This window comes from Enteractinococcus coprophilus (assembly GCF_006716305.1).
Lineage (GTDB): Bacteria > Actinomycetota > Actinomycetes > Actinomycetales > Micrococcaceae > Yaniella > Yaniella coprophila.
In genome coordinates, this window is sequence record NZ_VFOU01000004.1 from 296531 (window position 1) to 310988 (window position 14458).

General features: G+C 57.5%; 15 protein-coding genes. 1 reads left to right on the forward strand and 14 read right to left on the reverse strand.

The window, feature by feature from the left end; genetic code table 11:
- Window positions 1-31: 31 nt before the first annotated feature.
- The 7 genes from FB556_RS12660 to rplM all read right to left on the reverse strand — a co-directional run bounded on the left by FB556_RS12660 (window position 32) and on the right by rplM (window position 9011).
- Window positions 32-1339 (reverse strand): D-arabinono-1,4-lactone oxidase, encoded by a 1308-nt coding sequence (locus FB556_RS12660; protein ID WP_141868279.1) that lies wholly within the window; start codon window positions 1337-1339, stop codon window positions 32-34.
- A gap of 15 nt (window positions 1340-1354) precedes the next feature.
- Window positions 1355-2575, reverse strand: a complete 1221-nt coding sequence (locus FB556_RS12665) for an alanine racemase (RefSeq protein ID WP_141868281.1) — start codon at window positions 2573-2575, stop codon at window positions 1355-1357.
- A gap of 8 nt (window positions 2576-2583) precedes the next feature.
- Window positions 2584-4026, reverse strand: coding sequence for an aldehyde dehydrogenase family protein (locus FB556_RS12670; protein WP_141868283.1), 1443 nt, complete (start codon window positions 4024-4026; stop codon window positions 2584-2586).
- Window positions 4027-4224: 198 nt separating this feature from the next.
- A complete protein-coding gene (locus FB556_RS12675) occupies window positions 4225-5844 on the reverse strand; it encodes a hydantoinase B/oxoprolinase family protein (RefSeq protein WP_141868285.1) in 1620 nt (539 codons plus the stop codon).
- A complete protein-coding gene (locus FB556_RS12680) occupies window positions 5841-7877 on the reverse strand; it encodes a hydantoinase/oxoprolinase family protein (RefSeq protein WP_141868287.1) in 2037 nt (678 codons plus the stop codon). The genes FB556_RS12675 and FB556_RS12680 overlap by 4 nt, the downstream gene beginning before the upstream one ends.
- Window positions 7878-8047: 170 nt before the next feature.
- A complete protein-coding gene (rpsI, locus tag FB556_RS12685) occupies window positions 8048-8545 on the reverse strand; it encodes a 30S ribosomal protein S9 (RefSeq protein ID WP_141868289.1) in 498 nt (165 codons plus the stop codon).
- A 22-nt stretch (window positions 8546-8567) separates the two neighbouring features.
- On the reverse strand, window positions 8568-9011 hold the full coding sequence (gene rplM / locus FB556_RS12690; protein WP_141868291.1) for a 50S ribosomal protein L13: 444 nt from the start codon (window positions 9009-9011) through the stop codon (window positions 8568-8570).
- A gap of 361 nt (window positions 9012-9372) precedes the next feature.
- Between rplM and FB556_RS12695 the strand changes: the two genes are divergently transcribed.
- Complete coding sequence (locus FB556_RS12695; RefSeq protein ID WP_170200474.1) at window positions 9373-10275, forward strand: LysR family transcriptional regulator; 903 nt, start codon at window positions 9373-9375, stop codon at window positions 10273-10275.
- Here the strand turns inward: FB556_RS12695 and truA are convergent.
- From truA to infA, 7 genes are all read right to left on the reverse strand, one after another.
- A complete protein-coding gene (truA, locus tag FB556_RS12700) occupies window positions 10253-11116 on the reverse strand; it encodes a tRNA pseudouridine(38-40) synthase TruA (RefSeq protein ID WP_141868295.1) in 864 nt (287 codons plus the stop codon). The genes FB556_RS12695 and truA overlap by 23 nt on opposite strands.
- Before the next feature lie 89 nt (window positions 11117-11205).
- A complete protein-coding gene (rplQ, locus tag FB556_RS12705) occupies window positions 11206-11760 on the reverse strand; it encodes a 50S ribosomal protein L17 (RefSeq protein ID WP_141868297.1) in 555 nt (184 codons plus the stop codon).
- Window positions 11761-11820: 60 nt separating this feature from the next.
- Window positions 11821-12813 carry a DNA-directed RNA polymerase subunit alpha gene (locus FB556_RS12710; RefSeq protein WP_141868299.1) on the reverse strand — a complete coding sequence of 331 codons (993 nt, stop codon included), beginning with the start codon at window positions 12811-12813 and terminating at the stop codon, window positions 11821-11823.
- 135 nt (window positions 12814-12948) lie between these two features.
- A complete protein-coding gene (gene rpsK / locus FB556_RS12715) occupies window positions 12949-13347 on the reverse strand; it encodes a 30S ribosomal protein S11 (RefSeq protein ID WP_141868301.1) in 399 nt (132 codons plus the stop codon).
- Window positions 13348-13404: 57 nt separating this feature from the next.
- Window positions 13405-13773 carry a 30S ribosomal protein S13 gene (gene rpsM / locus FB556_RS12720; RefSeq protein ID WP_141868303.1) on the reverse strand — a complete coding sequence of 123 codons (369 nt, stop codon included), beginning with the start codon at window positions 13771-13773 and terminating at the stop codon, window positions 13405-13407.
- 226 nt (window positions 13774-13999) lie between these two features.
- Window positions 14000-14113: a 50S ribosomal protein L36 gene (gene rpmJ, locus FB556_RS12725; RefSeq protein ID WP_082911783.1), complete on the reverse strand. Its 114-nt coding sequence runs from the start codon at window positions 14111-14113 to the stop codon at window positions 14000-14002.
- 36 nt (window positions 14114-14149) lie between these two features.
- Window positions 14150-14371, reverse strand: coding sequence for a translation initiation factor IF-1 (infA, locus tag FB556_RS12730; protein WP_029629545.1), 222 nt, complete (start codon window positions 14369-14371; stop codon window positions 14150-14152).
- Window positions 14372-14458: the final 87 nt, after the last annotated feature.

The following is a 14458-nucleotide window of genomic DNA, read 5'->3' on the forward strand; positions in this document are numbered from 1 at the left end:
GACCGGTTTCGGTCTGCACCCCGCACTGTATTTAAGGGCCCAGTACGCGGGTCACATAGGGGTTGGCGAAAACGCGCTCCGGGTCTAACTGCTCACGGATGTCTGACATCTTCGCCCACATCGGATACAGCCCCGGGAAGTCGTCGGCGGCTAGGGTGTGGAGTTTGCCCCAGTGTGGACGCCCGTCTGCAGCACGTAGGATTGGCTCAATCTGGCCGAAGTAGTCGCCAAAGTCTTGCCGAAAGTATTGGTGGGCAGCGATGTAACCCGTGGCACGACCATGATTCGTGGCCAACCACGCAGTATCTGCTGCAGCAGATCGAATCTCCAACGGGAATGCGCTACCGAGGTTCTTACGCCAAAATAGCGCGCGCAGCTCACGTACTACTTCCGGGATGGCATCCAAGGGCAGCGCATATTCCATCTCGTTGAATCGTACTCGACGAGATGATGCAAAAGCGGACGACCAGTGGGCCGTGATGTCGGATCTGCCCCATGCTCGGGTGGCGTACCGGTTGAGTGCTGGCAGCCAGCGGCTAGAACGGCGACCGAGTTGACTGATCACTGCCAGGCCGCCGTTGGACACGAGCTCCTGGTTGACCCATTGTTGTGCTCTGCGCAGTGGTGATGGGGTGTGGCGCTGGATTGACTGGCGCCGCGAGCTTTTGGTTTGGACATTATGATCGTGTCCGAACCAAAAGAACTCAAAGTGATCATGCTGGTCGTTGAGTGCCTCCCAGTTTGTTAGCACCCCCTCGAGAGATGTCGGCGCTTCGACGGTTCGTAGATCGTATTCCGGCACCAGTTGCAGTGTCACGCTGGTCAAGATGCCAAGGGCTCCCATGCTGACGCGGAGCGCATCAAGGAGCTCGGGCTCGTGCTCCTGGGAGACGCTCAGGCTGTGCCCCGTGCCAGTGATGACTTCCAAGCCCACAACCTGAGATGCTAAACCACCGTATGCGGCCCCCGTCCCATGGGTCCCGGTGGAGATGGCACCGGCGATCGACTGTTGGTTGATATCCCCAAGATTCTGCATTGCCCAGCCACTACCGTCTACAAACTGGGGTATTTGCCACAGTCGGGTGCCTGAGCGCAGGGTAATTCGTCCGGTTTGTTGGTCGAAGGCCACCGTCCCGGTGTAGTTGTCTAGATTCACTTGGATATCCTCAGCGACCGCGACGCCGGTAAAGGAGTGCCCAGAGCCCACCGCTTTGAGGCGTCGTCCCTGGGTTAACGCCTGGTGGACCGTCGTTTCCAGCGCCGCAGTGGTCCAGGGAGTCGCTACCTCAGTGGGTGTAGCAGTGACCGTCTTCGACCAATTCGACCAGGAGTGCGCCATAACAATGTGCCTGCCTTAGAGAAATGCGTAACCATCACCGCGGTACGTGGACACGCGGGCGGTGATGGATTGCTGCGTGAGAATGTAGAAATGATTGACGTGTTCGGCCAGTTCCCCGGCTTTGGTGTGCCGAAACCAGACCCGCTGTCCGATATGAAGTCTCCCCTTGTGAGATGTCAACGGGGTTTGAACTTCACCGGCGCCCTCGGTGCTGGTATAGCGCAGTCCTGGCGGATAGGTCGGTTGCGGGAGCCGGTCGGCACCGGGTGGCCCTGACGCAATCCACCCGCCACCATGCACGGTGATCATCCGGGCTCGTGGTGCACGTACGGCGTCCAGCCCAAAGAAAGCGGCCGGATGGGGTGTGAACCTTGCATAATGATCGAAGAGGTACGGACCGTAGAGCCCAGAACCGGCGGCAAGTTCAGTGACGGACTCATCGGATGTCGTGAATTCAAGCGACCCTGTGCCACCGCCGTTGACGAATTCCAGTTCCGGTACCCCGCGCTCAGTTAGTACCGCCTGCACTGCAGCAACCATGCTCGGTCTGCGAGCGCTCAGTTCAGCCATCGCGATGCGTTTGAGCGCTCTGATGGCAGGGTTGGCATCCGTGAGCCCGGCAATGTGGGCTTCGTAGCCCATCACCCCCACGAGCTGAAACTGCGGGGAGGCGGTGATATATTCGGCGGCCGCGCGGGCTTGGGAGGCTCGATGGATCGGTGATCGACGAGCGCCGATGTGGAAGGGGCCAAACTTCAATGAGGTATCCAGATCCAGACAGATTCGTACCGGCGCCACGGGTGTGCCCACGTCCTGGATGGCTCGCAGTTGATCGGGGTGATCAATCATCAGAGTAATGGTCGATAACAGTTCGGCCGAACGTAGCAAGTTGCCCAGCGCATTGGATGCGACGGTTGGATATCCTACGACGACGTCGTCGGTGACCCCCATGTGCACCAACATGATGGCTTCATCCAAACTCAACGCCAAGACCCCCGCGAACCCCTCAAGAGCCAGCAAAGCTTTGAGAACTTCTACCGAGCGGATCGACTTCGACGAGATGCGCACTGGTTTACCCCGGGCGCGAGCAAGGAGATCATGCGCATTGGCTGATAGGGCGTGCAGGTCTAGTACGGCCATTGGGGCGTCCAGGTTGTGACAGGCTGCATCCAGCCGAAGATGCTGCTGGCCGGGTAGGGGTTGACCAGGTGGTAGGAGTCGAAAACTTGTATCCATGGTCGTGGTTATTTCGGTCCCAGGGTGCGGTAGTGCTGGGCCGTTTGCCTATCGGCGACTGGGTTTTTTCCGGCTGACAGGAAACGGCGAACCAGGCCATTGGCCCAGCCGGGTATTGGTTGCGTCATGAGTTTGATGGTGTCGAATCGGGTGGGTTTATCTAACACCGCGCGTTGGTGGGTGAAGGTTTCTAGGGACCAGCGGCCATGGTACTGGCCGCGACCTGATGCGCCCACTCCGCCAAAGGGTAGATGTGGGTTGGCGACGTGCATGACCGGAATGTTGATACCGATCGCCCCAGCCACCACCTGATCGCAAAAGGAGTCTTTGATGGCCTTGGATTCGGTGAACACATAAGCCGCCAGTGGGTGGGCTCGTTGATTGATGCGATGCACTGCTTCGTCGATTCCGGTGACCTTCATGATGGGCAGGACCGGGCCGAAGAGCTCGCGCGACATCAAGGCGTCGTCTTCGGTGGTGTCGGTAATGATCGTCGGCTCAATGAAACGTTGTACCGGGTTGCTGGTTCCGCCGTACACCACGTTGCCTTGTGTGTTGTCTAGCAGTTCGACAAGCCGGCTAGTGTGGTCTGGGGTGATCATCCGTGGATAATTCGGGTTGGTCTGCGGTTGTGTGCCAAACTGTCGCTGGACCTCGGCAAGGACCGCAGTCTGGAACTGGTCCGCGACGGCTTCGTGAACATAGACGTGATTTGGTGCTACACAGGTCTGCCCGGCATTGAAGAACTTGCCCCATACCAGGCGGGTTGCAGCAGCCTTGAGATTGACGTCGTCATGGACATAGACCGGGGATTGGCCGCCAAGCTCCAGCGTGTAATCGATATGGCGTTCGGCACAGACTTGGGCAATAATCGACCCGACCCGGGCCGATCCGGTGAAAAACACGTAACCCGGATCGGTCGTGAGCATTTCATGGACGATATCTGGACCGCCGGTGACCACACGAACAGCATGTGGGTCAAGGTATTGCGGAATCAGTTCGGCCAGGGCAGCTTCGACCGCGGTGGCGACCTCGGAGGGCTTCAATACCACCGCGTTCCCCGCCGCGACGGCTCCGGCCAGCGGCGACAAACTCAGCAATAGCGGATAGTTCCACGGCGAAATCACCAACACGACGCCACGTGGTTCGTGTTGGATCGAAGACGTCGCCGGCCAGAGTGCGATCGGGGTGCGGACGCGTCGCGGTTTGGCCCAAGAGATCACGTGTTTACGTAGCGCTTTAATCTCGTGAAGCACCTGGCCGATCTCGGATACCCACGCTTCGAAACTGTTCTTGCCAAGGTCGGCTCGCAGCGCTGCCTCGATAGTCTCGGCGTGGTCCTCCAGGAGTTGTTGTAACGCGGCCAATTGGCCCAATCGCCAAGCAACGCTTCGGGTTCGTCCTGTCCGGTACACGTGTTGAACGTCGGCAAGGGTCTGTGCAGCGGTCATGTCCAACCTTTCTGGTCGTTTCCCAGCGTACTGTTACTAGCTGGTAACGAGCAACGACCGGGCGGGGAATGCCACAAGCCCTGGTACCGTCGGCCGTTGGTTCCCAGCAACGCTGGGTGGGGTGCGCGTAACTCACGCCTTGGGCCAAAGGTGTCTCCAGGCGCACATATTCTTCGGTACCCCACGAAGATCTCCTGGCTAGTCTTCGGCGTGCTCGCGGAAAGAGCTCAGGTCATCCCAGGTCCCATACCCACCACCACCGGCGGTTTGAATGGTGATCCCTTCACCGGCTTGGACTTCGAAGCGTGTCATGGATTCACGAGCTTCATCACCGTCAGCGCCGTGGCGAATGACGTGACCTGGTGTGCCATCAGCGCCTCCGGCTAGACCCCATGGTGCGGTGGTCACTCGAGAGGTTCCGGCCACCACTTGGGCTTTGCCCCGAGTGAGTGTCAAATGTCGGATCAGCCCGTCGCCGCCTGCAAACTTTCCGCTACCACCGGTGCCATCAGCGATCTGGTAAGCCTCAACTCGCAGCGGGTATTCGCGTTCAATAACTTCACATGGGGTGTTGCGCGTGTTGGTCATGTGCGTGTGCAAGGCCGAGGCGCCGTCTTGGTCTGGCATCGCCCCTTGACCGCCTCCGTAGGTTTCGACGTAGGAAAAATACTGCCCGGTGGTTTCGTCGAAGCCGCCAATGGTCATGATCGACATGGACCCTGATGAGGCGGCTGGGACGTGTGCGGGAGCGAACTGGTGAAACGCTCCTAACAGGGCATCCACGATACGTTGCGATGTTTGGATATTGCCATTGGCCACCGGTGCGGGAAACACGGCGGCCACGAGGGAGCCCTCGCGAGTTTGCACGGTGATGGGTTCCATCAATCCTGCATTCGACGGCAGAGTTGGATCGGTAAGCAGCTTAATGACGTAGGCAACGCAGCCTTCTGTCACCGCCCACGAACAGTTCACCGACCCGGCGACCTGGTCATCAGTTTGGGTAAAATCCACCGTCAGCTTTTCACCGGCGACCTCCACGGTCACCGTAATTGAAATGGGGTGCTCGCGGTTGCCATCGTGTTCGAGAATATCGGTAAAAGTGCCTTTGCCATCCGGTAGTTGGGCAATCGCGGCTCTAGTCCGGCGAGCGGCATAGTCGACCAGCGCCCGGGTGGACAAGTCAAACCGGGCGCTACCCCATTCTGCTAAGAGTTCGTGGATGCGGCGCTGCCCCAAACGGTTGGCAGCGACTTGGGCCATGATGTCGCCGCGGGTTTTGTCCTGGGTGCGAATGTTCGTCAGCAGTACCGCCAACAGTTCCCGGCGCAACTGTCCTTGGGCGAAAAGTTTGACCGGTGGAATGCGGACGCCTTCTTGGTAGATCTCGGTGGCGTGGGTGGCCATTGACCCCGGGGTCATGCCGCCGACGTCCACGTGGTGGGCCAGATTTGCCACCACTGCGATCAGTTCCTTGTGCCAGAAGACCGGCGTGATGACGCACATGTCTGGAAGGTGAGAGCCACCCAGATAGGGGTTGTTCGTGATCAGGACATCGCCGTCGACAAGATTTTCAGTGCCGTAGGCGGCCAGGGCGTTTTTGATCATGGTTGGCATGAGTCCCAGATGCAATGGGATGTGTTCTGCCTGTGAGATGAGCATCCCGTCCGGTCCGTAGATCCCGGCCGAGCAGTCGCGGCGATCTTTAATGTTCGGCGAGTAGCTGGTTTGGATCAGGGCGGTGCCGACTTCTTCGGCGATCGATTCTAAACGGTTGCGAGCGATCTCTAGTTCTATCGCGTTCAACGGCGTCTGATTCATGATTGCTCCTGGTCTGCTGCCAAACGAATATGCAGAAAATCGTAGGTGTCATTCTGCGCGAGCTGATCGGGACGAATATACGTGGTCGAGTCGAATTGTTCGATGATTGCAGGGCCTTCCACTACGGTGCCATCTCCGAAGGTGGTGCGATCATAGACCTGCACTTCGCGCCAAGCGCCATCAATGTATACGTCGCGGTGGTCTGTGGGTGTGACCTCCGGGCTGAGGGAGGCGACAGATTCTAGGGCGCCGTGTTCCACAGGTTGGGTCACCACGAGGCGGGCCACAACGACTTCCATGACCGCATCGGGATCAGCAAACCCATAGTTTTCCTCGTGGGCGCGATCAAAGATCTGACGCTGAGTGTCCCAGTCGGCATCCCAAGCGACCGTGAGTTCATAGGACTGGCCGATGTAGCGAGCATCGACCAGGAACTCGTAGTGGGTTTCGGCCTCCGGATGATCCAAATCGGCACGAGCCTGGGCTTGCATCTCGTGGTAAGTGACTTCCAAAGCGGCCAATGCGTCTGGAGCGTTGACGTTCACACTGGTCGCATAATCGTAGCGGATCGGTGCATCGAGCATACCCACGGCTGAGGCGATCCCAGGCCGTGGTGGAATAATCACCGAGCGCATGTTGAGCTCCCGAGCGAGATCGGCACCGTGCAATGGACCGGCACCACCAAATGCCATGAGCTCACAGGCCCGAAGGTCCACTCCGCGTTCGACCGAGACTTTGCGAATGCCTCGAGCCATGGTTGCGGTAACGACTTTCAGGATGCCCTCTGCGGTGTCTTCGGCCGACAGGCCAAGCTGTTTGCCCCAGTCGGTCATCGCCGCCCGTGCGGCCGGAACATCTAACGTGAATTCGCCACCGAGGAGTTCGTCGCCAAGCCGACCTAGCACGGCGTGGGCATCTGTCACGGTGAGGTGCTCGCCGCCGCGCTGATAACTTATGGGTCCAGGATCAGCACCGGCGGAATGCGGTCCCACCCGTAATCCACCACCGGAATCTAACCAGGCAATCGAACCGCCGCCGGCACCGATCGTGTGGACATCCACCGACGGCAGCTTCATAGGCAGCCCGGCGATCTCAGAGGACAGTGTCTCATCTGGGATCCCATCGCGGATCAGGGCGATATCGGTTGAGGTGCCACCAATATCAAAGGAGACGACTCGTTTCAGGTTTAAATGTTTCGCCCAGTTCGCGGCACCGACCACTCCCCCGGCCAGTCCCGATAGCACGGTGCGTGCGGGGTGTTCAGCTGCATCGCTCGGGCTGAGCAGTCCGCCCGAGGATTGCATGATGCGCCAGCCGGTTTGCACGCCAGACTCGGTCAGGCCGTGTTCCAGTTGGTGCAGATAATTCGATATTCGCGGCGACACGTAGGCATTAATAGCCGCAGTCGAGGTGCGCTCATATTCGCGCATTTCGGCAGACACATCGGTCGCTGCCACGACTTGTTGCGCGACCCCAGCTGCCTGAATAATCGTAGCTGCTCGGTGTTCGTGTTCGGGATTCACATAGGCATTGAGAAACGAGACGACGATGACATCGAGCTTGAATGTTCGCAGCTGTTCGATGGTGGTACGCAGCGCCGTCTCATCGAGGTCCACGATCACCTGTCCGGTGGCGTCCATACGTTGGTGCGCTTCAACGATGAATTTTCGGTCAATCAGGGGCTCTGGTCGTCGTTGGTGTTGATCGTAGATGGATGGGCGGGCTTGTTGCGCGATTGCCAGTACGTCGCGAAACCCTTTCGTCGTGACCATCCCGACGCGTGCGCCGTCGCGGGTAATGACCGTGTTGGTGGCTACGGTACTGCCGTGTACGAAACGGGTGAGGTCTTCCGGTGCGCCGCCGACACGGTCCAGGGCGCCTTTCAGTCCGGCGATGACCGCCTGTTCCGGTGCCTTTGGAGTGGAGGGCAGCTTCCAGACGTTCATGGTGCCATCGGCTGCGCGCACTGCCACATCGGTGAAGGTGCCGCCGGTGTCGATAGCCATGTGTAAGGATTGTTCGGTTTGACTCATGGGTGCTACATCTCATCTGTGCCGATCGGATCGTTCACAGTCGATCGTAGCCGTTTTGATGAGACCTGTGACACGGTTCCCCTGCGCGTGGTCAGGAGGCTGGCGGAGGGTGGTTAAAACAAAACATCCGCCAACATATGTTGGCGGATGTTTTGAACAGTTCGGGCGAATTAACGCTTCGAGTACTGTGGAGCTTTACGGGCCTTCTTGAGACCGGCCTTCTTGCGCTCAACTGCACGAGCGTCACGAGTCAGGAAACCAGCTTTCTTCAGCGGGCCACGGTTGTTCTCGCGGTCGATTTCGTTGAGTGCACGTGCAACGCCCAGGCGGACAGCACCGGCTTGACCGGATGGGCCACCACCGTGAACGAGAGCGACGACGTCGTATGCGCCGTTGAGCTCGAGTAGACGGAATGGGTCGTTGACTTCCTGCTGGTGCAGTTTGTTCGGGAAGTACGCTTCAAGGTCGCGACCATTGATTTTCCATGTTCCGGTGCCTGGTACCAGGCGAACACGGGCAATGGCGCGCTTGCGACGACCAACGGCCTGACCGGATTGGGTCAGTGCTGGGCGTTCGGTAGCTTCTTCTGTAGCAACTTGGGTGTCAGATTCCGAGGTGTAGCTGGTCAGCTCCTGGTCCTCAGCGATCTCATTGACGTTTTCAGTCATGGGTTCTCCTTGAACTCAGGGCCTACTGGGCGACCTGGTCGATGATGAATTCTTTTGGCTGCTGGGACGCGTGCGGGTGATCGGAACCTTCGTAGACCTTCAGTTTTTTAATAACCTGGTCGGACAGACGGTTCGATGGCAGCATGCCCTTGATGGCTTTTTCAACCGCGCGAACTGGGTTTTTCTCCAGCAGTTCAGCGTAAGTGGTTGAGGTCAGGCCACCTGGGTAACCGGAGTGACGGTAAGCCTTTTTCTTTTCCAGCTTGGCACCGGTCAACGCTACTTTCTCTGCGTTGAGGATGATGACGTAATCACCCATGTCCATGTGCGGTGCAAAAGTGGGCTTGTGCTTGCCGCGCAGCAGCGTTGCCACCTGGCTGGCAAGACGTCCCAGCACCACATCGGTGGCGTCAATGACGTGCCATTGACGATCGACGTCGTCTGGCGTTGGTGTAAACGTACGCACTATGTATTAGCCTTCGTATGTCGGTGTTCGGTCAGTGGAGTCGGATGACCGTGAGAGCCACTAGCTCGACTCCTCTGTTAAGTTGACAGTGCATCTCCGGTACACCAGGTGAGGGCTGGCGTGAAGCCGGGTCCGATCTTCCCGGTGCCGCAACGACCCTAACGACGATGCAACTGCGTCGGGTGCTGCTGCGCTTGCGATCCGGGAGGACACGCACAACAGCTACCCATGTTACTACGGATCACTTACCATCGCAAAACGACTGTGATCAGTCATGCATTACTGTCCCCACCAGCTGTGATGCTGCTGGGTATAGAGTTGGAGTGGTCGGTCTGATGGGCTCCGACCAGAAGGAATGATCGTGGAATTACGTCAACTGGAATATTTCATGGCAGTCGCCGAAGAACTGCACTTCGGCCGGGCCGCAGCGCGCCTCCATATTTCTCAGCCGCCGCTGACCGTACATATCAAGCGGTTGGAAGAAGAGCTGGGTGTTTCACTGTTTGATCGAACCTCTCGGCGCGTCTCACTCACCTCCGAAGGCTCCCGTTTCCAAGATCTTGTCCGACCAATCTTGCAGGACTTGGACGAAGCTGTTGAAGATATTCGGGAGATCAAAGCCGGACGACGGGGTCGGGTGCGGGTCGGCTTCGTGTCTTCGGCCAGTTACGAACTCATTCCGGCAAGCGTCCGAGATATGCGTCTCCAGCATCCGGGCATCCACCTGGACCTGCAGCCCATGGCCACGGGCGAACAGGTTGAGGCCTTGTTAGAAAACCGTTTAGATATCGGTATTATGCGCGATGCTCCCCTACAATCAGGGCTGCAATTTACCACTTTACTGACCGAGCAGCTGGTCGCCGTTCTGCCATCCAACCACGCGCTAGCCTCCCAGGATGAAGTTTCTTCTGAAGACCTGATCCAGTTGCCGTTAGTGCTGTTTCCGTTCCAGTCGATGCCCGGCTACGTTACGAACATTATGGAGATCTTCCATCACCTGGGACGGTCACCGAGAATCGTGCAGCGTGCCGTCAATCAAGAAAACGTCATGGGATTGGTCGCTGCAGGCGTTGGCGCGTCCATTCTGCCGGCGTCGTTCTCGTCTTTTTCATTTCCCGGTGTGGTGACCAAACCAATAGCCTCGCGCCCCACGACCCGGTTAGAACTTGTGACCGACCAACACGAAGTGACTGCCAATGCTGCTGCAGTTGTCACGGTCATTACTGAAGCGGCCCAGCGCATTAGTCGCAAGTCAGCATCCTAGGGTCACGCTTCGCGCGAGTCTGTATGGCGCGTTGGGCAACTTGATCGTCCTCTGGGTACGTGACCCGATCAAGGATCAGACCGTGTGCTGGGGCGATGACCATATTCGAATCCCGCACCGGGTTGGCCAACCGGTTGCGCAGCCAGCCTGGCTCGCGTGCCCCATCTCCTACCCGCAACAGCGCACCCACCAGTGCGCGAACCATGTGATGACAGAAAGCATCGGCGGTGAGATGGATCGTGAACACTGCCTCGTCTTGGTCGATCCGAAATTCTTGCAGTGTCCGAATCGTTGTGGCACCGGGCCGAGGTTTGCAAAACGCTCGGAAATCATGCAGGCCTGTCAATCCGTCGATCTCTTCGACCATGCGATCCACGACCAAAGGTTTACGGTGGTGATACGTAAAGTGTCTGGTGAGTGGATCAGGCTCACCAAGTGCCACAAGGTAACGATAGCGGCGTGAGATGGGCGAGAATCTGGCGTCGAAGCCCTTGGGTGCCACCCGGGCGCTCCTGATGCGGATGGCGCCAGATTCTTTGGCGAGTACGCCATTGAGTTTCGAGACCAAGGCCGCTTCTGCAGGTCGTGAAGGATGATGACCAGGTAGCTGTGCCCACAGTTCAGTGGGGATGTCGAAATGTATTACTTGATTGGCCGCATGCACACCGGCATCCGTTCGCCCCGCGACCGTGGTGGCTACCGGCTGTCGAAAGATGGTGAACAGTCCGTCTTCGATCGTTGCTTGGACGGTCGGTAAGCCGGGTTGTCTAGCCCACCCGTGGAAACCGGTCCCGTCATATGCCAAATCGACCCTGATCCGGTGCATGCTCTGGTTGTGCATACGTGCCAGTGTAGTCGGTGCCGTGACCGTGTTAAAAGTAGAAGCCCCGCACAACAGTGCGAGGCTTCTACGGATTCCGTCACGTGGACTTACTTGTCTTCTTCGTCAGCCTTTTCAGCTGCTTCAGGAGTTTCTTCGGTCTCTTCGGTTTCTACGGCGTCATCAGCTTCAACAGCTTCTGGAGTCTCAACAGTTTCTTCTGCTGGTGCTTCTTCTGCTGCGCTGCCAGCGACCGCTTCTGCTTCAGCTACAACGGCCTGCTTTGGCGAAACTGGTTCCATGACCAGTTCGATGACAGCCATTGGAGCATTGTCGCCGGCACGGTTGCCGATCTTGGTGATGCGGGTGTAACCACCGTCGCGATTTGCCATTGCTGGGCCGATCACGGTGAACAGTTCGTGCACAACGGATTTGTTGGTGCGCGAGTTCCCGGCGATCAGGCCCTGTACCTTGCGACGAGCCGGCAGGTCACCCTGTTTTGCGAAGCTGACCAGGCGCTCAGCATAAGGCTGTAGGCGCTTTGCTTTGGTCAGCGTGGTCTTGATGGACTTATGTTCGAACAGGCTGACCGACAAGTTCGCCAGCATACGACGCTGGTGTGCCGGGCCGCCGCCCAGGCGCGGTCCTTTGGTTGGGGTAGGCATGAATTCTCCTTGTATGATTTCCCGGCACTAGGTCCCGGGAATCAGTGGTTCAAATATGACTTATAGCCCGTACTCGCTTGACTCCTGGGAGTCAAAGGGCGAGTCGAAGCTTCCGGGGCCACCGTCTTTGAGCGACAGACCGAGGCCTTCAAGTTTTTCCTTGACCTCGTCGATGGATTTTGCGCCGAAGTTGCGGATATCCATCAGGTCGGTCTCGGAGCGTGCTACAAGCTCACCAACGGTGTTGATGCCTTCGCGTTTCAGGCAGTTGTATGACCGGACGGTAAGTTCCAGGTCTTCTACTGGCAATGCCAGGTCTGCCGCAACACTGGTATCGACTGGCGATGGGCCGACTTCAATACCTTCAGCTTCAACATTGAGTTCGCGGGCCAGGCCAAATAGTTCAACCAAGGTCGAACCGGCTGAGGCTAGTGCGTCGCGTGGTGCCATGGATGGCTTGGTTTCAACATCGATGGTCAACTTGTCGAAGTCGGTGCGCTGTTCCACGCGGGTAGCGTCGACTTTGAAGGTGACGGTCAATACTGGTGAGTAGATCGAGTCGACCGGGATACGGCCGATCTCTGCATCTGGTGATTTGTTCTGTGCAGCGGTGACATACCCACGGCCACGTTCGATGGTGAGTTCCATATCGAACTTGCCTTTTTCGTTCAGTGTGGCGATGTGCAGATCCGGGTTATGGACCTCGACACCTGCCGGTGGGGTGATATCAGCTGCGGTCACGACACCTGGTCCCTGCTTGCGCAGGTAAGCAACGACTGGTTCATCGTGGTGCGATGAGACCGAAAGCTGCTTGACGTTTAAGATGACTTCCGTGACGTCTTCTTTGACACCCTGGATGGTGGTGAACTCGTGCAGCACCTGATCGATACGAACCGAGGTGACAGCGGCACCTGGGATCGACGACAACAGGGTGCGACGCAGTGAGTTACCAAGGGTGTAGCCGAAGCCCGGTTCCAGTGGTTCGAGGACGAAACGGGACCGGGTTTCCGAAACGGGTTCTTCAGTCAACGTGGGGCGCTGTGCAATGAGCACTGACATTTCCTTTCGGCGCGCGATCCGCCATTTGATGCGCGCAGTTGGGGGAAACGATGGAAATTATTTCTAGATTGATCCACGACCGTTGGTCAACATGGCTGTTGAGCGTTGGTTGTGGTGTGCTCAAAAGCCTTAGACGCGACGGCGTTTGGCCGGGCGTGCACCGTTGTGTGCAACTGGAGTCACGTCCGAAATGGAGCCGACTTCCAGGCCTGCAGCCTGCAGGGAACGGATCGCGGTTTCGCGTCCGGAGCCTGGACCTTTGACGAAGACGTCAACTTTACGCATCCCGTGCTCCTGGGCGCGCTTGGCAGCATGCTCAGCCGCGGTTTGAGCAGCGAACGGGGTCGATTTACGGGAACCTTTGAAACCCATCTCTCCGGCCGAAGCCCAGGAGATGACGGCACCGGTGGTGTCGGTAATCGAAACGATGGTGTTGTTAAAGGTTGATTTAATGTGGGCTTGGCCCTGAGTAATATTCTTCTTGGAGCGACGTCCCTTACGTGGGGCCGCACCGCGTGGCTTTGCCATTGAATGCTCTCCTACAAAAAGCTTAAGTTAGTAAATACTGGGTGGGAGCAGAAGTGACTACTTCTTGCGTCCTGCAACAGTCTTCTTCGGGCCCTTACGGGTACGAGCGTTATTTTTGGTGCGCTGGCCGCGGACTGGCAAACCACGACGGTGGCGCAGCCCCTGGTAGGAACCAATTTCGACTTTGCGACGAATGTCTGCTGCAACTTCACGACGCAGATCACCTTCGACTTGAAGGTTGCCTTCGATGTAGTCACGCAGTTTGACCATTTCGTCATCGGTTAGATCTTTGACGCGAGTACTTGCGTCAACGCCGGTAGCTTCCAGAATCTGGTTCGCGCGGCTGGTGCCAACACCGTAAATGTAGGTGAGAGCGATGACGACACGCTTTTCACGTGGAATATCAACGCCTGCTAGACGTGCCATATGGCCGTTCTCCTGTTCTTTATGACAAAGGTCTTCAACAACACGTCCTTACCCGGGAGGTTCTCCGGCCAAGTGGTGCAATGCGGGATATGAAGAACTCGACACATCCCAGACATTGTCCTTACCTGGCGGGTAAGTCTTCGGCCTTTGTCTTGTCCGAAGGTTGAGCTTGACGCTCTGTGTTGCTGCGGTCCATCGTGGACCTATGTGTAGTGCGCTAGGGGTTTTAGCCCTGGCGCTGTTTGTGGCGTGGGTTAGAGCAGATCACCATGACATTGCCGTGGCGGCGAATAACCTTGCAGTCATCGCAGATCCGCTTCACGCTTGGCTGAACCTTCATTGGGTTCCTCCTTGAGCGTTCCAGAGGTGGATAGTTTTATTTATAGCGGTAGACAATACGGCCTCGTTCGAGGTCGTAGGGGCTAAGCTCGACCACCACACGGTCTTCCGGGAGAATGCGAATATAGTGTTGACGCATTTTTCCAGAAATGGTGGCAAGCACGACGTGGTCGTTATCTAACCGGACCCGGAACATTGCGTTTGGCAATGCTTCAGAGACGGTTCCTTCAACTTCAATGACGCCTTCTTTTTTAGCCATGTCCTCCACAATCTGTTATCTTTTGTCACTGCACTGGTTCGTATCCGAGCCAAGCAATCACAGAAGCATGAGTTTATGCACTGAATT